Genomic DNA, 21,285 nt, shown 5'->3' on the forward strand with positions numbered 1-21,285 from the left:
GAAAGGGCGGGTGCGCCCTTCTCGATGGGGATGATGCTCGCGCCGCAGAGGCGTCGAGATTGGAACTATGCGATCTGGCCGTGCGGCGTGGGGCTGGTGTTGTGGAAGATGTGCATCGTGTCGTACCGGCTGGGGGCGCGGCGTGGGTACCTGTGCCTGAAGTGCGGGTATGACAGGCGGGGGTTGGCGCGGGGGGCGGCGTGTCCGGAGTGTGGGGGGAAGTAGGGTGACGCGCGGGTTGATGGGGTGATGGACAGCGAAGGCACATAGCGACGAAGACGTCGCCATGGCACGCTTTGTAGTTGACGCCGGGGTGTGGTTCACGCGCTCCGCAAATGGCAGAGCGCGGCTTTCACGGGGGCAACCGCGGCATCGGCGGCCAGAGCTCCGCCAGTGGCACAGGGAGCATGAAAGGCACATAGCGACGAAGGCGTCGCCATGGCACGCTTGGCAAGTTGATTGTGGTCAGACGCTCGCGACGGCGGGCTTGATGGTGCCGGCGATTTCGGGGGCGGCGGCGGCGATCTGCTCGGCGATTTCGCGCCGGTTGATCTGGACGTCGCGGGGGAAGTCGAAGGCGATGCGGACGCGCTCGCCCTTTACCGAGGCGATGCGGACGATGCCGATCGGGTTCTTGGGGTCACCGATGACGACTTCCTCACCCTCACGACGCGTGATCACCAACATGGCTGCGCTCCCATCCTGGGCGTCCACTCTTCGGGCGTCAACAACCGTCCACCAGACGCGCCACCCCACAAGGCCACTCGAACATTTCGACTGCTCAGGCGGGGCCACCCCCCGCTTTGAACCACTCACCTGCCCGGTTTATACCACGCGGAATGGGGCGGGGAAAGGGAATCTTTGAACGCGTTTGTCGGATTCCGGGGGCGGCTCTTAACTTCACCCGGGGCAGGGGCTTGGGAAGTGGGGGAGTGGAGGAGAAGAGGAGTGGAGGAGTGGGGGAGGGGGTGTCGGAAGGGGGCAAACCGGAGACCGGAAAGCGGAGACCGAAAAGCGGAAAGCGGAAGGCGGAAGGCGGAAGGCGGAAGGCGGAAGGCTGAAAGCGGAAGCGGAGAGCGGGGGCGTTGTGCGATGAGTGAAGGGAACCCACCCCAACCCCTCCCTTGGGGAGGGGCTTCTATCAGCCGACGCTTTGGACGCCGCGGACTTCGGGGATGTGGGCTTTGAGGTTGCGCTCGATGCCGACCTTGAGGGTCATGGAGCTGGACGGGCAGCCGACGCAGGCGCCGTGGAGGCGGATGCGGACCAGGCCTTCGGGGGTGATGTCCACCAGCTCGAGATCGCCGCCGTCGGACTGCACGGCGGGGCGGATGAGGTTGAGCACGCGGCTGACCCGCTCGTGGAGCGAGGGCTGAGTCGCGGGGGCTTCGGCGGGGGTGGGCATCGGGGGGATGGTAGGGGCGGGGATGGGGATGTGGGGAGGTGGGGAGGTGGAGAGGTGATGGTGACGCCGTGGGCCACCTCCTCACCTGTTCACCTCCTCACCTCGGCACGGCGCGTGCCGGTACACTCGCAGCTATGAAGTCATGGATGACGTTGGCGGCGGGCGGGGTGGTGGCGTTGGCGGTGGTGGGGTGCTCGACGTACTCGCCCAGCGAGGAGCCGCTGGTGGATGTGTCGAATCGGGCGCTCGCGGGCAAGGCGCGGGTGCAGGCGATCGACGCGGCCCGCGAACGGGTGGCGGCCGATCCCGGGCGCACGGCGACGACGCAGCGGGTGCTGAAGGATGTGGCGTGGACGGCCAGCGAGCCGACGACGGTGCGGATGGCGGCGATCGGGGCGCTGCTGGATGACCCCAGCGAGGCGGTGAGAGCGGACGCGAAGGAGATGGTGAAGCTGCTGCTGCCGCGGGAGCGGTCGCTGGCGGTGGTGATTTACCTCAGCGAGGTGGCGAAGGCGCGGCGGTGGACGGACGCGATCCCGGCGCTGATCCGCAGCTATTCGCGGAGCGTGGAGAGTTTGGGTTGGACGGGGGGAATCCGGGATGCGGACCGGCCCGAGCGCGATGCGATCATCGCGCTGTCGGAGGGGCGGGCGATCGAGGAGGTCGTGTTCGGCGTGTTCCTGAAGCCGCCAGCGGTGCAGGACACGCTGGGTGCGGACTGGGAGGCGCGGCTGCGGTCGGACGCGTGGGACCTGCTGGCGCGGCTGGACAGGGACGGCACACAGCGGCGGCGGATGGTGGGGGCGGTGCCGCCGGGCGAGGCGGAGATCGTCGAGCAGATCCGGCGGTGCGTGCGCGACCTGCGGGCGATGCCGCTGACGGGCGATGAGCTGCGGTGGCTGTCGCGCCTGCTGGACGCGAAGAAGACGGGGAATGCGGAGTGGTGGTCGCAGGCGGCGGCGGCGATCGCGACGCTGCCGCCGGAGGTGCAGCTCTCGATGCGGCATGCGGAGCCGGTGCGGTGGGCGAGCGTGGCGCACAAGGAATGGCTGGGGGCCTCGAAGGAGGAACTGCTGGGCGTCCTGCGGGCGCGGCTGGAGAAGCGGCGGATCTGGGAGCGGAATGTCGAGCAGGCGCGGTACCGCGTGCGCGAGCGGCTGGACCATTGGGCGCCGACGATGGAGTGGGCGGATGTGCTGGCGCTGCTGATCGCGGATGAGGTGGTGCACGAGCCGGGGGTGTTGAAGGCGATCACGGCGCAGGCGGAGCTTGATCGCAACGACCAGACGACGGAGTATGGCGGGGCGATCCTGCGGAAGAACGTGGGGCTGGGGACGATCCCGCGGGAGGAGTGGGTGGCGATGCTGTTCCCGCCGCGGCCGGGGCAGCGGCAGGGGGACGAGCGGTTCGTGGCGTCGGATGACATGCTGAACGCGAGTGACGCGGCGCTGCTGCACTACCACATGCATGTGCAGAAGGAGCGGAACGAGCAGTACGCGGGGCCGAGCCCGGGGGACCTGATTTATGCGGCGCGGTTCGGGCGGTCGTGCGTGGTGTTCACGAGCGTTGGTAAGGGTGGGCGGATGAACGTGGACTACTACCAGCCGGATGGGGTGGTGGTGGACCTGGGGGAGGTGGAGCCGCCGGCGGTGGAGGTGGATTCGGGGATGCGGCGGGGGATTGGGCCGCGGTAATCCGGGTGGGGCTGGGCAATAGCAATGGGGAGCGTACGTTGAACGGGCAGCGTCCCCGCTCGGGGACGATTGTGGCGTTGCATAAAAATGTGGCGGATCAGACCCTCCCGTGGAGTCTAAGTCGATGAACCTCAAGAGCTTGAAGTCGAAGGCGGCGGTCCTGGTGGCGGCGGCGGTGGTGACTGGCGGCCTGGGGGCGAAGGCGCTGGCGCAGGGTCAGCGGCGGCCGGAGGGGGAGCGGCGGGAGCGTCAGCCGGGGAATCAGGAGCAGCGGCGGAACCAGGATGGGGGTCGGGACGGGGGGCAGGGCGGTGGTCGCGAGGGCGGCGGGCGTGGGGGCTTTGGCCGCATGGGCGGCGGGTTCATGGAAGGGATGATGGGGTCGGCGGTGACGAGCCGGCAGCTCGAGAAGTACACGACGATCCTGGGGCTGACCAAGGACCAGCAGCAGACGGTGAAGATGCTGCACGAGGGGTACAGCGAGCAGGCCCGCGAGGTGGGCGAGAAGGCGCGGGAGGAGATGCGGAAGCTGGGCGAGGAGATGCGCGACTCAGAGGACCGCGAGGGCCTCATGGAGAAGATGCAGAAGAGCATGCGGGAGGTGCGGGAGACCCGCCGCAAGCAGGATGAGAGCTTCGCCAACGACGTGAAGGCGGTGCTGACGCCCGAGCAGGCGGAGAAGTGGCCGGCGGTGGAGCGGATGCAGCGGCGGGAGGCCTCGATGCGGCGCGGGTTCATCAGCGGTGAGCGGGTGGACCTGTTCGCGCTGGTGAACGACAACAGCCTGTCGGCCGAGGCGCAGAAGAGCGCGGCGCCGATCCTGTCGGAGTATGAGGTGGAGCTGGACCGCGAGCTGATCAAGCGGAACCAGTGGCAGGAGAAGCAGTTCTCGAAGATGAACGAGCTGCGGCGGGAGGGGGACTTTGAGGCCATCCAGAAGCTGGTGGAGGAGGGGCGGGAGCTGGACGTGAAGGTGCGGGACGTGAACCGCAAGTATGCCAAGCAGATCGAGGGGGCGCTGCCCGAGGGGGAGAAGGAGCGGTTCCAGACTGCGTTCAAGCGGGCGAGCTTCCCGGACGTCTACCTCCAGACGCAGAGCGACGAGGCGATCGAGGTGGCGCTCAAGCTGAAGGACCTGACGCCCGAGCAGCGGGAGCAGGTGCAGGCGCTGCAAGCCTCGCACGTGAAGGCGCTGAACCCGCTGAACGAGAAGCTCGCGGCGGCCGTGGAAGAGGCGGAGATGAACTTCAATGTCGGGCAGATGGGGCGCGGCGGGTTCGGGCGGGATGAAGATTCGCCGGCGGGCAAGCTGCGGCGGGAGAAGCGGGACCTTGACCGCACGACGATGGAGTCGCTGCGGAAGGTGCTGACGGCGGAGCAGGCGGAGAAGCTGCCCCGGCGTGAGGAGCGCGGCGGGGGCGGGCAGCGGCGGCGCGAGAACGTGAACGAGGAGAACTGACCGGCCCCGAGGTGTGGGTCGCAGGCAGCGGTGCTGGCCGTGGCTGGGAAGCGGAGCCGGTGCGCGTGGGACTGGAAGCGCGTGCGACGGAAAGTCCGGGCGGCGGCATCTTCGGTGGGGGCGGGCGCGCGGTTCTGCGCGCCCGCGACACAGGAGAATGCACGATGGCGCGGACAACGCTCACCGGTCGGATGGTTCTGGGAGTCCTTCTCGCGGCGGGGACGCTGGCGGGGGTGGAGGCGCTTGCGCAGCAGCCCGCGCGGGTGGTGCTTAATGTGAGCGACGGGCCCTTCGGTGGGAACGGCCTGGTGAGCAAGCGGAGTGTCGAGCGTTACGCGGAGCTGCTGAGCTTCAGCCCTGAGCAGAAGGAGTCGGCGCTGACCATCCACGAGGGGTACCAGGCGTCGATGAAGGAAGTGCAGAAGGCGCGCAGCTCGGCGACGGAGGACCTCAACCGCTCGGCGCAGGACAGCGGGGACTTCTCGGTGTTCGCGGAGAAGATGCCGGCGATCACCAAGGAGTACCGCGAGAAGGAGCAGAAGCTCGAGAGGACGCTGATGGAGGACCTCAAGAGCCTGTGCAGCGGGGCAGGGCAGGAGGACAAGTGGCCCAAGGTCGAGCGGATGCGGCGGCGCGAGGTTGAGCTCCGGCGCGGCAGCGTGGCGGGCGAGGCGCTGGACCTCATTGAGATCGTGCACAACATGAAGCTGGAGCCGTCGGTGCTCGCGCCCATCAGCGGGGCGCTGGACGAGTACGAGATTGAGGTCGATGCGGCCGTGAAGGAGCGGCAGTCGCAGCGCAGCGGCGCGCCGGAGTTCAAGCCGGGCGAGCCGCCGGATATCGAGGCGCTGCGGGCGCAGATGGACAAGATGCGGGAGGCGGGGCAGAAGATCAAGGGCGTGAACGACCGGTTCGCCAAGCGGATCGAGGCGGCGCTGCCGGAGGAAAAGCAGGCGGCGTTCAGGCAGGCGGTGCGGCAGGCGAGCTTCCCGCAGGTGTACCGCCGATCGCCGATCGTGCGCGACCTGGACAAGGCGCTGGCGCTCAAGGACCTTTCGAACGAGCAGCGGGAGAAGCTGACGGCGCTCAAGAAGAGCTACGAGCGGGACACTCGCCCGGTGAACGACGCGTGGGCCGCGGCGATCGAGGCGTCGGACAAGGAAAAGGGCGAGGGCGCCGGGATGCTGACCGCGCCGGGCGGGGGACCGATGATGATCCGCATGGGCGAGGAGCCCGAGGCGATCAAGGAGGCGAGGAAGGCGCGCCGGGAACTGGACGACAAGGCGCGCAAGGCGATGAAGGAGACGCTGAACGAGTCTCAGCAGGCGGCGATCAAGCCGCAGCCGGGCGAGGTTGAGGAAGGCATGGAGATGGTCACGGACTCGGTGATGATCCGCGCGACGAGGTGAGCCATGGCCGCAGCGGATAGGAGAGCTTGGTTCGCCGCGGTGGTGATGACTGCGGGCGCGCTGGGAGCGCTGGGGGCTCCCGGCGCCGCTCTTGCGCAGGATGCCGGCATCGTCGTGACCTCGATCCGGCATGGGCCGGGGACGGGGCAGGCGGGGCCGATTACCAGGCGCGGCGTTGAGCGGTACACCGAGCTGCTGGAGTTCACGCCCGAGCAGAGGGACGCGGCAATGGCTCTCTACGAGGGGTACCTCGTGGGGCGTCGGGCGGCGGACGGCGTCAAGCAGAGGGCCAACGAGGAAGCTATCAAGGCGTTCCGCGCCGGGAACCGGGAGGCCGGGGACCGGGCGGGGCTCTCGCGCGTCAACCAGGAACACGATGCGGAGATCAAGCGGCTGGAGAGGGCGTTCTTCGCCGACCTGCGGTCGCTGTGCACCGGGGCTAGCCAGGAGTCGAGCTGGGCGCGGGTGGAGCGGGCGCGCCGGCGCGAGGTCGAACTGCGGCACGGTTCGGTGAACGGCGAGAGCGTGGACCTGTTCGAGCTTGTGCACCGCCTCAGGCTGACGCCGGAGCAGGCCCGCGGCGTGCGGCCGCTGCTGGATGATTACGAGGTCGAGGTTGACGGCCATCTGAAGGCCCGCCAGCGGATCGCGGCGGAGACGCCGGGGTTCAACGGCGGCAACGTCTCGCTCGAGGATGTGAAAAAGCGGCTGGCGGAGGCGCGGGAGGCCGGAGGCGTCATCCGCGATCTCAACGAGCGGCACGAGCGGAAGATCCGCGCGGCGTTGCCCGAGGAGAGGCGGGCGGAGTTCCGGCGGGCCTTCCTGCTGTCTTCGTACCCGCCGGTATACCGGGCGTCACCGGCGGAGCGGCACCTTGAAGCGGCCCTGAAGCTCAAGGACCTCTCGGCAGCGCAGCGGGAGCAGCTCGTCGCGGCCAAAGCGTCGTATGAACGGGAGGCACGCCCACTCAACGAGGCGTGGGTCAAAGAGGTGCAGGAGGCCGACGGCCTTGAGGTGGGGGATTGGCTCTACCCCAGCGAGGCGGGCGACCCGATCCTGCTGCACCTGGACAAGGGGCCCCAGCCGAGGTCGGAGGCCGCAAGGGCGCGCCGGAACCTGGACAAGGCGGTGGTGGACCGTGTGCTGGCGGTTCTGTCGGATGAACAGCGCGCGGCGGTGTCTGTGGGGGAGAAGGAACTGGCGGACGCGGCTCCCAAGAAGGGGGACGGTGGTGCTGGGGAGGGCGACCTCGAATGACCGGCGGTGCACGGCTGGGGGGATGGCGGGTCACCTGCTCGCACCGTGTAACGGGGCTGGTGGGGATTCGTTTATACTCCCGGACAGGCGTTCCGCCTCAGGTCCGCAGGAGCAACTCGATGATTGGCCGCATGGTTTCCAAACTCGTTCGGGTCGTCGCCGTGGTTGTGGTGGCGGGGGCGGTCGCGTTCACGTCGTCGCCTGCACAGGCACAGTGGGGCGGGATGGGGATGGACGCGCGGGCAATGGACGTCTCCATTTCCCGCCGGACCGTGGACGCGATGACGCGGATCCTGATGCTCGACAAGGACCAGAAAGAGACGGTCCTCAACCTGCACGACGGGTACAAGAAGGACTATGAGGCCGCGCAGAACAAGATGACGGACGGGATGAAGGGGATCCAGGAGAAGGTCGCGGACACGGGCGACTTCACGCTGTTCCAGAAGGAGATCCCGAAGCTCGCCAAGGAGTTCTCGGAGAAGTCGCGGACGCTGGAGACGACGTTCCTGAACGACGTGAAGCTGGCGCTGACGGAGCCGCAGCTGGCGAAGTGGCCCCAGCTCGAGCGCTACCGCCGGCGTGACAAGATGATGCGGGTGGGTGTGGTGAGCGGCGCGGCGGTTGACCTGATCCGCGTGGTGGACCGCCTCAAGCTGACCGCGACAGACAAGGCGGAGCTCGATTCGCTGCTGGAGCGCTACGAGCTGGACATCGACAAGAGCGTGAGCGACCTGGAGCGTATGCAGAAGGAGATGGAAGAGAAGTTCATGAACGGCGACGGCCGCAACATGATGGACATTGGCAAGATCCAGGAGCAGCTGAAGGCGCTGTACGAGCCGGGCAAGGCGATGCGGGAGACCAACAAGGAGTACACCCGCAAGATCGGGCTGGTGCTGGACGAGAAGTCGCGGGAGCGGTTCGAGGCGGAGGTCAAGGCGCGCGGCTTCCCGCGTGTGTACCGGCAGGCGCACGTCATCAAGCAGATGGAGGCCGCGGAGAAGCTCGAGGGGCTGGACAAGGGCAAGAAGGACGAGATTGCGGCGTTGCGGGCGAGCTACCTGAAGGAGGCGGCGAGCACGAACGAGCGTTGGGCCAAGGCCATCGAGGAGCGCGACGACAAGGCGGGCGGCACATTCGCGGCCATGATGTCGAACATGACCGGCGGCGGGGGTGAGCTCAACAAGGACGTGAATGAGGCGCGCCAGGCCCGCAAGGAGCTGGACGCCAAGACCAAGGAGAAGCTGGAGTCGCTGCTGACCGAGGAGCAGTGGAGCAAGCTGCCCGCGGCCCCGCCCGAGCCGCGCGGCGGCCCGTGGGCCGACATGATGCCCCAGCCCGATGACGAGGACGAGCCGGGTCAGTGAGTGCGTGTGACCTCACGCGACCCGACAACGCCGATGGATGCCAAGGCGCAGGAAAGTTCAGGACGAATGACGGCGATCCAGTCCAGCCCGATCAAGCCCTCCAGTGCGGAGGAGAAGGCGCCCGTGCCCGGCACGGGCGGCCCTGTTGTCCTGCAGCAGAAGCCGGAGGTGGACGGGGCGGCGGCGGCGCTGCTGCCGGGCGATCAGGCGGTGCGGCTGCGGGCGATTCCGTACGCGTTCGAGAACGGGCGGCTGCTGGTGGCGATGCTCGACCCGGCGGACCTGATCGCGGCTGACGAGGTGTCAATCTGCGCCGGCAAGCCGGTGACGCGGGTGGGCATCGCGCAGGAAGCGTTCACCGAGCTGCTGCGGGACGTGCACGGCATCACGGCAGCGCAGATGGCGGCGCGCCTGGGCGGGGCGGAGGCGGACGAGGATGATCTCGTCACCAACCTCGAGGCGATTGAGGCTGACGACCTGCACCGGATGGCCGAGCAGCCGTCGCTGATCAACCTGGTGAACCTGATCATCCTGGAGGCGATCCGCGAGCGGGCCAGCGACGTGCACGTGGAGCCCTTCGAGAAGAAACTGGCGGTCAAGTACCGCATCGACGGCGTTCTCGTGGAGCGGGAGCCGCCGCCCAAGCAGCTGCAGCCGGCGATCACCAGCCGCATCAAGATCATGGCGGGGATGAACATCGCCGAGCGGTATGCGCCGCAGGACGGGCACATCTCGCTGCGGTTCGAGGGGCGGAAGATCGACATCCGCGTGAGCACGGTGCCGACCCTGTACGGCGAGAGCGTGGTGATGCGCATCCTGGACAAGGAGGCGATCAACCTCGACCTGATGGCGCTGGGCATGCGCGAGCCCGACCGCCAGGCGATGCAGAAGCTGATCGACCTGCCGCACGGCATGGTGCTGGTGACGGGGCCGACGGGCAGCGGCAAGACGACGACGCTGTACGCGGCCCTGAGCAAGCTGTACGACCCGACGCTCAAGATCATCACGATCGAGGACCCGGTGGAGTACGAGCTGTCGGGGGTGAACCAGATCCCGGTGAACCCTAAGCGCGGCTTGGACTTTGCGAACGGGCTGCGGAGCATCCTGCGGCAGGACCCGGACGTGATCATGGTGGGCGAGATCCGCGACGGGGAGACGGCGGAGATCGCCGTGCGTGCGGCGTTGACGGGGCACCTGGTGTTCTCGACGCTGCACACCAACAACGCGGTGAGCGCCGCGGGGCGGCTGCTCGATATGGGCGTGGAGCCGTTCCTGCTCTCGAGCGTGCTGGAGGGGATTCTGGCGCAGCGGCTGGGGCGGCGCGTGTGCCAGGCGTGCAAGGTTCCGATGCCGCTGCCGGAGGAAGTGAAGCACCGCCTCGCGGACGTGGAGATGAAGTTCTTCGAGGGTGGGCAGTGCTGGCGGGGCGTGGGCTGCGAGAAGTGCAACGGCATGGGGATGCGCGGGCGGCTGGGGTTCTACGAGGTCATCCTCACGAATACGCGGATGCGGCAGGCGATCGCCAAGCGCGTGGGGGCCGTGGAAATGGGCCAGACGCTGCCGCCGGGGTTCGTCACCATGCGGCGCGACGGCATGCTCAAGGCCGGTTCGGGCATGACGACGGTGGAAGAGGTGCTCCGCGCCACGCAGGATGCCGACGAGAGCGTCGGCGGGGCGGGTGAGTGATGCCCACGTTCGCGTACCGCACTCTTTCACAGAATGGATCAGCCAACGGACGCGCGGGGGCGACCATCGAGGCGGTGGACCGCGCCGCGGCCGTGCGGGAGCTGATGCGGCGGGGCGTGACGCCCACGTCGGTAGAGGTGGTCACCAACGGGCAGGCGAAGGCGCTGGCGAGGGCCGACGCGGGCGGGGGCGCGGTGATCGGGCCGGGGCAGGGCGCCGGAGTGATGTCGCTGTCAGAGATGGCGAACTTCATCCGCGAACTGGCGACGGCGTTGCAGGCGGGGCTGCCGCTGGTGCAGTCGCTCAAGACGATCGCGAAGCAGGGGCGCTCGCCCAAGCAGAAGGCGATGCTCGACTACATCATCGGGCAGGTGGAGCACGGCAAGAGCCTGGCGGACGCGATGGCGTCGTGGGGGGCGCCGTTCGGCGAGCTGACGATCAACATGACGCGGGCGGGGGACATCTCGGGGCGGATGGCCGAGGTGCTCAAGCAGGCGGCGGACCTATTGGACAAGGACGTGAAGCTGCGGCGGAGCCTCTTGAGCGCGACGCTGTACCCGATGATCCTCTGCGTGCTGGTGGTGGGGGCGATCATCGTGGTGGTGACGGTGATCGTGCCCAAGCTGCTCAAGCAGTTCGCGGGCAACGCGTCGGCGCTGCCGTGGCCGACGAAGGTGGTGCAGAACACAGCAGACTTCTTCGCGGGGTACTGGTGGGCGATCATCCCGGCGCTGGCGCTGGTGGTGTGGTCTTTCCTGCGGTACTACCGCACGCCCGAGGGGCGGCTGAATGTTGATACCAAGCTGCTGAGCGTGCCGGTGCTGGGGCGGCTGCTGCGGGATGTCGCGGTGGCGCGGTTCACGCGCACGCTGGGGACGCTCACGGCGTCGGGCATCCCGGTGATCATGGCCCTGCGCGTGACCAAGGGGACGCTCGGCAACAAGGCGATGGAGCAGGTGATCGAGGCGGTGATCGAGAAGGTCGCGGCCGGCAAGACGATCGCCGAGGTGATGGAACGGAGCAGCTACTTCCCGCCCATGCTGGTGCAGATCGTGAACCTGGGCGAGCGGTCGGGCAAGCTGGACGAACTGCTGAGCCAGGCGGCGACGGCGTTCGAGGACCGCACGGAGATGAGCATCAAGCTGTTCACGACGGTGCTGCCGCCGGTGCTGGTGGTGATGCTGGCGGGGGTGGTGGGTTTTGTCGTGCTGGCGATCATGCTGGCGCTGCTGGAGTTCCAGAACGCGGTCTCGGTCGCGTGAGGACGAGTTGTTTGCTTGGCGAAGTCGGCCGAACGCGGTGAGTGGTTGAGCTATCGAAAGGCAGGGATCATGAATCGGAGCTTCAGGAGCTTGAGGAACACGCGGCGTGCATTCACGATCATCGAGGTGATCGTGATCGTCGTCATCATCGGCGTCATCGCGGCGGTGGTCACACCGCGGCTGTTCTCGAAGGTGACAGAGAGCAAGAAGTCGATGGCGCAGAGCAACGCCGCGACGCTGTTCCAGGCGATGCAGACCTACTCGCTTGATTGCGGGATGCCGGAGCCCGGATCGTCGATCCGCATTCTCCTCGAGCGGCCGTCGAACGTGGACGAGGGCGCCTGGAAGGGTCCGTATGTGCAGAACGAGAACGACCTCAAGGACCCTTGGGGGAACTACTTCAACCTGGTGGTTCCCGGGCAGTTCAACGTGGACTTTGACATCGTGAGTTACGGCAAGGACGGCCAGCCCGATGGCGAGGGCGAGAACGAGGACATCATCTCAGGGAAGCGGTGAGCAGGATTGCAGGGAAGCCGACGCACATCCCGCAGCACTGGGTTTAGCCTCGTTGAGGTGATCGTTGTCATTGTGATTATCAGCGTGCTGGCGGCGGCGACCATTCCCCGGATCACCGGCATGGCGGGGCGGCGGGTGCGGGCGTCCGCGGAGCAGGTGGCGGACCTGCTGTCGGCGGCGTCGCGCCGGACGTCGCTCACCAGCCAGCAGGCGATGGTGGGGTACAACGCCGACCTGAACGCGGTGAGTTTCAGCGTGCTGGTGGCCGATGCGGGCGACAGCGCGAGCGCTTCGTGGCAGGAGGACCGGCTCGCGCCTTCGGTCATGCTCGGCGACACGATCATCGTCGCGGTGGAGGCCGATGGTGGCGCGATGGACCCTGCGGCGTGGCGGTTTGAGTTTGTTCCCGGCGTGCGGCGGCCGAACCTGGCGATCATCCTGAGCGACGCGAACGACCGCGAGCGGTGGCGGGTCGAGCTGCCCGCGACCACGGACCAGGCGGTGGTGAGTCCGGGCGAGCACGGTGTGCTGGCGGACCTGTCGATTGATCTGGACGCCGCGGGCGTGGGGAGCGCCGCGTGGTGAAGAAGCCCTGCACAACCCACCCCAACCCCTCCCTCAGGGAGGGGCTTCGGAGAAGGCATGGCGTGGTGCTGGTGGACGTGCTCGTCGCCACCATCATGCTGGGAGTGTCGCTGGCGACCCTGATCAGCCTGACGGGGCGGGCGCTGAGCACGCAGCGGCAGGGGGAGCAGCTGCAGATCGCTGCGATGCTGCTGGACACGCAGTTGAATCTGGTGCTGGCGCGGGGGCCGGATGACTACGGGTCGCGGTACACGCTCGAGGGGCCGTGCGAGGAGCCGTACACAAACTACACGTACCGGTTGGACTTCGAGGAGGGCGAGGGTGGGAACGCGTACCGCGTGGTCGCGACGGTGTCGTGGATGGACGGCGGCGCGGTGCGGTCGGAGACGGTTGAGACGATGATGTCGCCGCGGCTGGGCGATGATCCGGACCCGGACCGGCGTCCGGAGCAGCCGGCGGTGCGCGGGTACTAGGTTCGGTTTGCAGGGAGCGTGCGTTGCGGAAGGGCGGGCCAATCAGGCGAAGACGCGGCTTCACGATCGTGGAGCTGGTGGTCGCCTCGCTCGTGGGGGTGCTCGTGGCGACGGGCACGGCCGCGGCGATCTCGCAGATGTACAGGGCGCGGAACCACTCGCGGGCGCACCAGCAGGCGTTCCAGCGGGCGGACACAGCGGCGGCGCGGATCGCGCTGGACCTGACCACCGCGCTGCGGCGGAGCGACCCGCTGCAGCAGTGCGTGCGGATCATGAACGGCGGCGGCCCGGGGAGCGAGCGCGACGAGCTGCTGGTGCTGATGACGAGCATGCGGCCCCTGCGCGGGGCCGATGGCGAGGCGGAGGGGCAGGAATACGAGGTCCAGTACCGCGTCGAGCCGGGGATCGACGGGCGCGAGGCGCTGTGGCGGCGGATGGACATCGGGATGGATGATTACATCGACGGCGGCGGCATCGCCACGCCGATCGCGGGCGGTGTGACGGCCCTGAGCTTCCTGGCGACGGACCAGAGCGGCGAGTGGATCGAGCAGTGGGACTCGGACGCTGATGGGCTGCCGCACGCGGTGAAGATCACGGTGACGGCGCTGGCGGATGATGGGCGGGCCAGCGCGACGGGCGTGCGGATCGTGGCCCTGGACCGCGTGCCGCTGCCGCCGGTGGTTGAGGGTGAGGGGGAGGAGTCGAGCGAGGGCGAGTCGGGGGCATCCACGGGCGGTTCAAGCGGCAGCAGCGGGGGTGGGCGTTGAGCCGGCATCGTGCACGCTTCGGTGGACAGCGACGGGCCCGGCGCGGGTTCGCGACCGTGATGGTGTTCGGCATCATCATCGTGGCGGCAGTGATCATCAGCATGATTCAGTCGTCGGCGTTCTCGCAGGCCGCGGCGGGACGGGAGAGCATGGCACGGGTGCGGGCAACGTGGGCGGCGCGGGCGGGGGTGGAGGCCACGCTGGCGCGCCTGGAGTACGCCACCGAGAACCCCGAGCCGGGGGACGCCTTCAAGCTGATGGACGACATGGTCGAGATCGCCGACGGCGTGCTGATCGACGCCACGTACCGCATCGCGACGACCGAGGGCAACAAGGAGGTCCCCGGGCCCCTGGACGCGCACGCGAAGCTCAACATCAACCGCATGACCCGGGACCAGCTGCTCACCATCGAGCCGCTGATGACGGAGGACATCGCGGACTCCATCCTCGATTGGATCGACACCGACGAGGAGCCCAACCCGATGGGCGCCGAGAGCCCTTACTACATGAGCCTGCCCTACAGCTACCTCGCCCGCAACGGCCCCATGCAGTCGATCATGGAGCTCGAGCTCGTGGCGGGGGTCGACCAGCGCGACCTGCGGGGCGAAGATTGGAACGGCAACGGGCTGCTGGACCCCAACGAGAACGACGGCGAGGCGAGCTGGCCGCCGGACAACGCGGACGGCATCCTCGACATGGGGTGGTCGGGGATCCTGACGGCGGCGAGCGTGGATGGCGGGCTGGGCGCGTCAGGCGAGCCGCGTCTGAACCTCAAGACCGCGAGCGAGTCGGACATCGCCCAGCGCACGACGGTGACCGGCGCGCAGGCGAGCGTGATCGCCAACTACGCCGCGAACAACGAGAACGCCACGATGGCGGACTTCATCGGGCGTAGCCTGCGCAGCCTGGGGCAGCAGCCGGGGCAGCCGCCGCCGCAGGTGGAAGCACTGACCGACGAGCAGCTGGGGCTGCTGCTGGATGAGTGCGACATCCCCGCGGAGCAGGCGGCGGGGCCGATCCCCGGGAAGCTGAACATCAACACCTGCCCGGCGGAGGTGATGCGGTTCATCCCCGAGATCGGCGACGAGATGGCGGACGCGATCATCTCGGACCGGTCGGGGCGGGCGGACGGGTACACGTCGATCATCGACCTGCTGGAAGTGCCGGGGATGAACCGGCGGACGCTGGCGACGCTCTACAACTTGTTGACGGTGCGGTCGAACGTGTACGTTGTGACCAGCCGTGGGCGGGATACGAAGACCGGGCTCGAAGTTGAAATGACGGTGACGCTGGACCGTTCGGCGGTCCCCGTGGTCATCAAAGAGGTGCGTGTGCGATGAAGGCAGGGCTGACATCCCGGACCGATGGCCGGAGCAATGGCCGCAGCAACGGTCGCAACGGCCGCAACGGCAGGCCCGGCGCGCTCGCGGTGCTGCACACGCAGGAGGGGCGGCACCGGCTGCTCATCGCGCGCCACCGCGAGCGGTGGGAGGTGGTGGAGGCGCGGACGCTCCAAAGCTTGGACAGCGCGGTGCTGACGCCGCTGTTCGAGGAGCACCTGGTGGCGCAGGTGGTGCGGGTCGCGCCGGGGCGCGAGTCGATCGCCCGGTGCGTACAGGTGCCGGGCGGGGATGACGCGTCGCTCGCGGGCGCGGTGTCGCTGCTGGCAGAGGCCGAGCTGCCGTCGACGCTGCCGGCCTACCGGCGCGCCGGCGGCGTGCTGCCGGGCGGGAACGCGGACCTCCGGACCGGCCTGCTGACGGGCTGGGTGCCTTCGGCGCGGACGCCCGAGCCGATCGGCGAGACCCCGGAGGTGTGGGTGTCGCCGGTGGCATGCCTGGCGATGCTGCGGGGGGACTCGGGACGCGCGGCCGTGTACTGCGAGGCTTCTGAGGGGCTGATCTGCCTTCTGGTGCCGGGTCCGGAGCGGACGGTGGCACGCGTGACGGTGGAGGAGCCGGCGGACGGCGAGGAGTGGGGGGCGCGGGTGGCGCGGGCGGTGGAAGAGACGGCGCAGATCGCCGGCGTCACCGCTGCATCGGTGGGCATCTTCAACACCGGCTCGCGGGCGAGCACGACCAGGCGTCTGCTGTTGGAGAGCGCGTCGGTCTCGAACGTGAAGGTGCGGGTGTCGGGCGTGCGAGAGGACTCGGGCTGGCTGGACGACTTTGGCCTCGCGTTGGGCGCCGTGCTGATCGCGGGGTCGGAGCATGCGGCGGTGCGGTCGCTGGCGGGGCTGCACGCGGACACGCCGCGTCAGCAGCTGTCGCCCATCGAGTCGGCAACAGCGTGGATCGCACGCCCGCGGAACGCGTGGGCCGTCATTGCGGCGTCGCTGGTGCTGATGCTGCTGGTGCCCTGGGGCCTGGCCCACGCCCGCGCGGCCATCCTGGCTCCCCGGGCCGAGTCGCTCAAGGAGTTGAAGGTCGGTCGCGAGGGCGCGGAGAAGAAGGCGGCGATGTACGAGCAGCTCCAGAAGAGCCGCTGGCCGATGACCAAGCTGCTGGCGGACATCTCGACGGCGGCGCCGCAGGGGGTGGTGATCTCGCAGCTGAGCCTGAACGTGGGGCAGGGCGTGACGATCAAGGGCACGGCGTCAAGCGAGGAGGAGATCACGAGGTTCCAGGAGAAGCTCGCGGGCACGCGGGTGTTCGGCAACGTGAGCATCGGGCGGCAGGCGGCCAAGGGCTCGGGGTACGAGTTCGACATGACCGCCAAGGTGACGGACAACGTGCACGCCCAGGTGAAGATCACGGAGGAGAACGACTACGCGGCCAAGCCGCTGGGCGTGCGGCTGCACGGCGAGGGTGCTTCGAACACGGCGGTGGCCCCGGCGAGCGAGCCGGAGCGGCGGGGCGGGCGGCGTCCAGATCGCGACCGCGGCGAGCGGAGCGGAGATGCCCCGGCGCGGACCGAGGGTGAGTCCCGGCGTCCGGCGAGCACGACGCCAACGGCGGTACCGCCGCCGCTGACGGATGCGGACATCGCCAAGATGGACCGCAACACGGCCATGAAGGAGTGGTCGTCGCGTCAGTCCTACGCGCAGAAGAACCCGAGCCTTGACTCGGCCACCAAGCAGCGGCTGAAGGACGAGGCGGAGAAGTGCAAGGCGCAGATGCAGAAGGCCGCGACAGCAGCCCCCGCGGGCGGCGCGCCCGCAGCACCGGCCGGCGCTGCACCGGCGACACCCGCCACGCAGCCCGTAGGAGGGACCAAGTAATGGGCAAGTACGCCGCCGCATTCCAGGCGCTGCCCCGCGCCGCCAAGTGGGCGATCTTCGGCCTCGGGCTGGTGCTCGTGTACTTCGGCGTGGTGGAGCCCATGCTGGTGCAGATCAACCAGGCATCCATGAAGGCTGATCAGCACGAGACGCTGGTGCGGTCGTTCACCGAAGAGGGTGGCACGCAGAAAAAGGCGATGCAGACGCTGCAGGCCGGCATCCGCAACTACGGTGACGTCGAGTACCTGGGCGACGAGGCCGGGCGCACGCTCAAGTTCAACAGCGACGTGGACCGCATCCTCCGCGAGAACAAGGTGACCGGCGCCAAGAGCAGCACCAAGAGCGTGTCCCTTGGCCAGGGCGTGCTCACCGCGAAGGTGGGCAGCGATTACCGCGTGCTCCGCATCGTGCGCGACATCGACTTTGAGGCGACGCCCGAGGAAGTCGCGGCGGTGGTCGCGGGGCTGGAGCGCAGCCCCGTGGTGGCCACCGTCTCGCGGGTGCAGATCAGGACGATTGAGGGCAAGCAGTCGGAGCGGACGGTGCACGCCACCCTCACGGCCGAGGCGTGGATCAGCGTGAAGAAGGGGTGACGATGAGCGGCTTCCAGGGAATCAGGGCTGTGTACGCGACCCTCGGGCCGGTGGGGGCGCTCGCGACCATCGCGGGCTGCGCAGCGGCCGTGGTGGTGGGGGCGTCGCTCGTGACCTTCACGCGCGGGGCGCTGACGACGGCGCCGGATGTGGACCCCAACGCGCAGGTAGCGGCAAAGGGCGACGACAAGACAGAGAAGTACCTGGCGCAGATCAACGGTCGCACGCTGTTCTACCAGCCGGTGCGCGTAGTCAAGGAAGAGCCCAAGGTCATCGAAGAAGACAAGGGTCCGCCCCCGCCCCCGCCGCCGACGACGGAGTACGGCGGGTCCCGCATCATCGCGATGGTGCTGGACACGGTGTGGTTCGAGGACGGCCGCAAGATGAAGGTGGGGGACGAGGAGAAGGACGACACCGTGGTGGTGTCGGTGAACTCGCCTTGGGACGCGAAGCTTCGGTGGAAGAAAGTGGAGTTCACGGTGCCGCTGTTCGGGCGGGACACGGTGGTGATCAAGAAGGAGCGGGGGTCGGAAACCGCGGCGGCCACGCCCGAACCGCCGAAGCCGCCGGAGGCCGCGCCCGCGGAGAAGGCTCCGGAAACCAAGACCGCGGGCACGCCGGGCGACAAGCCCGCCGAGCCCACGCCGGAGAAGCCCGCCGACCCACCCAAGCCCGGCGGCGAGAAGATCGCGGCGAACGAGGCCGCGCCAGCGAGCGCCGATAAGGCGACAGAAGCAAAGAAGGACGAGCCCGCCAAGGACGCGCAGCCCAGCGACGGCCAGCCCAAGTGATTGCAGGAAGTCAGCGAGGACAGCGAGAGAGAACAGGAGCAGCATGAAGACTCGCGCCGAGACCAACAGGATGTTCATCGCGTCGGCGGCGGTTCTGTCGGTGCTCGCCGGCACCGCGCTGGCGTGGCAGCCCACGACCAGTGCAACGGAACCGCAGCAGGGCAAGGACACGCCGGGCGAGCAGCGGCCGGTCGAGGTCGCCAAGGCCGACGCGCACACGGCCGCGCGACCAGCGGTGCGCGAGAGCGCGGACGCCGCGCCGAAGCTCTCCATGCCCACCGGCCCCGCCGGGCGGCGGGCGATCGCCGGTGAGCCCACGGCCCTGGGGTTCCGCAACGTCACGGTCGACCAGATCGTGCCGTTCATCGTGGAGTCCACGGGCAAGGTGGTCATGCCGCAGCAGGACGTGCTCAACCGCAAGGTCACGATCCTCAACGACCGCCCCATCCCGCGTGAGGACGCGCTCGACCTGGTGTTCCAGGCGCTGCAGCAGATCGGCGTGGCGGTGGTGGAGAGTTCGAGCGTGATCTCGCTGCGGGACATCGCGGAGATCACGCGTCAGGACGTCCCGGTGATCGGCCCCGACGAGTCGACGCTCGCCCGCAAGGACCTGGGCAACTTCGCCGAGAAGATCTACCGGCTGCGCTCCTCGACGGCCAAGTCGATGGGCGACACGCTGAAGGCGGGCCTGCCGGACTTCGCCAAGATGACGGTGGACGAGGAGTCCAACCAGATCGCAATCATGGGCAACATCGCGCTGCTGCAGCGGATCGAGTCCAAGATCAATGGGCTGGACCGGCCCCCGGCCGCGGCATTGCAGACCGAGACGTTCCGCCTGCGCTTCCAGGAGGCGGCGACGATCAAGGAGAACATCGAGGAGCTGTTCGGCGCGGGCAGCACGAGGAACAGGGGCGGCCAGAACCAGAACCAGGGCGGCAACCGCGGGGGGCCCAACTTCCAGTTCCAGGGGCGCGGCGGTCCCGAGCAGGCGCCCACGGCGGCGGCGAGCGAGGTTCGCGTCACCGCGAACACGCAGCAGAACTCGGTGACCGTGGCGGCGGACCCGGCGATCCTGGCGCAGATCGCCGAGCAGATCAACGAGCACTGGGACAAGGAGATGCCCCTCGACGTGCTCACGCCCAAGATCTACGACCTCAAGTACAGCGATCCGGTGAAGGTGGCGGCGCAGCTGGAGGGGATCTTCGGTCGCGGCACGCAGTCGCGCACGGGCGGGCAGCAGCAGCAGCAGAACCAGGGCGGGGGACCGTTCGGGTTCAATCAGGGCGGCAACGTCTCGCCCGCGACCGGCACGGGCGCGGGGCGGCTGGCCAATCAGTTCTCGTTCACGCCGATGCCCGACGCCGGGCGGCTGATGGTGGTGGCCAAGACGCCGGACAACATCAAGGTGCTGGATGATCTCATCGAGCAGATCGATCAGCCGCAGAACGCGGGGCTGCCGTCGGTGATCGAGCTCAAGCACGCGTCGGCGGAGGACCTGGCCGAGCAGCTCAACGCGCTGCTGGCGCAGGACGGCACGCTGGCGTCGATCCGCAGGGCGGCGAGCGGGCTGACCGAGAGCTCGGCCAACAGCAGTCCCTTTGCGACGTCGACCACAACCACCACTTCGAACCAGGAGGGCTTCTCGCAGGAGCAGCAGACCACCGGCAGCCAGGTGATCTCCTTCTGGTGGCAGCGCTCGCGGACGCCGACGGACCGGCGGGCGTCTTCGAACCTGATCGGGCAGCTGCGCATCGTGCCCATCTGGCGGCAGAACGCCTTGATGATCGTGTCGCCGCCGGAGTACAAGCAGTCGATCATCGACCTGGTGGCGCAGCTGGACAAGCCCGGGCGGCAGGTGCTGATCGCGGCGATCGTCGCGGAGATCTCGCGTGACGACGCCACGGCCTTGGGGCTGCGGTGGTCCAGCCAGCAGATCACGCCGACCAACCCGGACAACAGCTTCAGCATCGGCAACAACGCCACGGGGACGAAGAACGACTTCATCAACTCGCTGTTCGACACCTCGGTGCTGAACACCGAGGCGAACCTCAACCTTGTGCTGCAGGCCTTGGCGCAGAAGACCGACGTCAGCATCCTGAGCGAGCCCAAGATCTTCACCAGCGACAACCAGGAGGCGGAGTTCTTCGACGGCCAGGACATCCCCTTCGTGACCGACTCGCAGACGAACGCGCAGGGCAACCTGGTGCAGTCGTTTGACTACCGAGCGGTGGGCATCCAGCTGCGGGCGAGGCCCCGCATCACGGTGCAGGGCGACGTTGACCTCAAGGTGAACCTGGAGCTGTCGTCGATCGTGCCGGGGCAGACGCTGTTCGGCGGCTTCGTGGTCGATCGTCGCGAGACGACGACGCAGCTGATCGTCAAGAACAAGCAGACGATCGTGATCTCGGGCATTCTGCGGGCCGAATCCAGCGACATCGTGCGGAAGGTGCCCCTGCTGGGGGACATCCCGCTGCTGGGCGCGATCTTCCGCAGCAAGGAAAAGACCATCAAGAACACCGAGCTGCTGGTGTTCATCACGCCCATCGTGGTCGTCAACACCGACGGCACCGAGAGCGAGGCCCTCAACGCTCCCTACCGCGAGCGGCTGGAGCAGATCAAGAACCAGCTCCGCAAGGAGGAGCCTCTCAAGGGCAAGACCACCCTTCCCGAGCTGCACGACGGCCCGCGCCCAGCGGGCGACAGCGGCACCACGGGACCGACCCCCGGCGCCGATACACCCAACCCCAACCCGCGCCCGGGCCTCGACCAGCAGACCGTACCCGAGCGGGCCAAGGAGCTCTGAG

At 68.5% G+C, this 21,285-nt stretch carries 19 protein-coding genes; 17 read left to right on the forward strand and 2 right to left on the reverse strand.

From position 1 onward, the window contains the following. Positions 1–225 (forward strand): hypothetical protein (locus VD997_04245; GenBank protein ID HYE61185.1); only part of this gene is annotated, 225 nt, incomplete at its 5' end. 240 nt (positions 226–465) lie between these two features. Here VD997_04245 and VD997_04250 read toward each other — a convergent pair. Next, on the reverse strand, positions 466–687 hold the full coding sequence (locus VD997_04250; GenBank protein ID HYE61186.1) for a carbon storage regulator: 222 nt from the start codon (positions 685–687) through the stop codon (positions 466–468). A gap of 454 nt (positions 688–1,141) precedes the next feature. Then, complete coding sequence (locus VD997_04255) at positions 1,142–1,405, reverse strand: NifU family protein (GenBank protein ID HYE61187.1); 264 nt, start codon at positions 1,403–1,405, stop codon at positions 1,142–1,144. Between the two features lie 134 nt (positions 1,406–1,539). Here VD997_04255 and VD997_04260 point away from each other — a divergent pair, with 134 nt between their 5' ends. The 16 genes from VD997_04260 (at position 1,540) to VD997_04335 (ending at position 21,284) form a co-directional block, all read left to right on the forward strand. Continuing rightward, the gene (locus tag VD997_04260; protein HYE61188.1) at positions 1,540–3,099 is read left to right on the forward strand and encodes a hypothetical protein; all 1,560 of its coding nucleotides are present in this window, start codon (positions 1,540–1,542) and stop codon (positions 3,097–3,099) included. 124 nt (positions 3,100–3,223) lie between these two features. Then, positions 3,224–4,558 (forward strand): hypothetical protein, encoded by a 1,335-nt coding sequence (locus tag VD997_04265; GenBank protein ID HYE61189.1) that lies wholly within the window; start codon positions 3,224–3,226, stop codon positions 4,556–4,558. A 164-nt stretch (positions 4,559–4,722) separates the two neighbouring features. Next, on the forward strand, positions 4,723–5,967 hold the full coding sequence (locus tag VD997_04270) for a hypothetical protein (GenBank protein HYE61190.1): 1,245 nt from the start codon (positions 4,723–4,725) through the stop codon (positions 5,965–5,967). Between the two features lie 3 nt (positions 5,968–5,970). Continuing rightward, complete coding sequence (locus VD997_04275) at positions 5,971–7,224, forward strand: hypothetical protein (protein HYE61191.1); 1,254 nt, start codon at positions 5,971–5,973, stop codon at positions 7,222–7,224. Positions 7,225–7,343: 119 nt separating this feature from the next. Beyond that, a complete protein-coding gene (locus tag VD997_04280; GenBank protein HYE61192.1) occupies positions 7,344–8,588 on the forward strand; it encodes a hypothetical protein in 1,245 nt (414 codons plus the stop codon). A gap of 66 nt (positions 8,589–8,654) precedes the next feature. Then, a complete protein-coding gene (locus tag VD997_04285) occupies positions 8,655–10,274 on the forward strand; it encodes a GspE/PulE family protein (protein HYE61193.1) in 1,620 nt (539 codons plus the stop codon). Beyond that, entirely contained in the window at positions 10,274–11,536 is a 1,263-nt protein-coding gene (locus tag VD997_04290) for a type II secretion system F family protein (protein HYE61194.1), read from the forward strand. Before VD997_04285 ends, VD997_04290 begins: the two co-directional genes overlap by 1 nt. Before the next feature lie 90 nt (positions 11,537–11,626). Continuing rightward, a complete protein-coding gene (gspG, locus tag VD997_04295; protein HYE61195.1) occupies positions 11,627–12,052 on the forward strand; it encodes a type II secretion system major pseudopilin GspG in 426 nt (141 codons plus the stop codon). A gap of 6 nt (positions 12,053–12,058) precedes the next feature. Then, complete coding sequence (locus VD997_04300) at positions 12,059–12,637, forward strand: prepilin-type N-terminal cleavage/methylation domain-containing protein (GenBank protein ID HYE61196.1); 579 nt, start codon at positions 12,059–12,061, stop codon at positions 12,635–12,637. Further along, the gene (locus tag VD997_04305) at positions 12,634–13,110 is read left to right on the forward strand and encodes a hypothetical protein (protein ID HYE61197.1); all 477 of its coding nucleotides are present in this window, start codon (positions 12,634–12,636) and stop codon (positions 13,108–13,110) included. The genes VD997_04300 and VD997_04305 overlap by 4 nt, the downstream gene beginning before the upstream one ends. A 23-nt stretch (positions 13,111–13,133) precedes the next feature. Further along, a complete protein-coding gene (locus tag VD997_04310) occupies positions 13,134–13,877 on the forward strand; it encodes a prepilin-type N-terminal cleavage/methylation domain-containing protein (protein HYE61198.1) in 744 nt (247 codons plus the stop codon). A 59-nt stretch (positions 13,878–13,936) separates the two neighbouring features. Next, on the forward strand, positions 13,937–15,217 hold the full coding sequence (locus tag VD997_04315) for a helix-hairpin-helix domain-containing protein (protein ID HYE61199.1): 1,281 nt from the start codon (positions 13,937–13,939) through the stop codon (positions 15,215–15,217). Further along, the gene (locus VD997_04320) at positions 15,214–17,097 is read left to right on the forward strand and encodes a PilN domain-containing protein (GenBank protein HYE61200.1); all 1,884 of its coding nucleotides are present in this window, start codon (positions 15,214–15,216) and stop codon (positions 17,095–17,097) included. The genes VD997_04315 and VD997_04320 overlap by 4 nt, the downstream gene beginning before the upstream one ends. Further along, a complete protein-coding gene (locus VD997_04325) occupies positions 17,097–17,690 on the forward strand; it encodes a hypothetical protein (protein ID HYE61201.1) in 594 nt (197 codons plus the stop codon). Before VD997_04320 ends, VD997_04325 begins: the two co-directional genes overlap by 1 nt. Before the next feature lie 2 nt (positions 17,691–17,692). After that, entirely contained in the window at positions 17,693–18,481 is a 789-nt protein-coding gene (locus VD997_04330; protein HYE61202.1) for a hypothetical protein, read from the forward strand. 43 nt (positions 18,482–18,524) lie between these two features. Then, positions 18,525–21,284, forward strand: coding sequence for a secretin N-terminal domain-containing protein (locus tag VD997_04335; protein ID HYE61203.1), 2,760 nt, complete (start codon positions 18,525–18,527; stop codon positions 21,282–21,284). Position 21,285: the final 1 nt, after the last annotated feature.

Source organism: Phycisphaerales bacterium, assembly GCA_035627955.1.
GTDB lineage: Bacteria > Planctomycetota > Phycisphaerae > Phycisphaerales > UBA1924 > JAEYTB01.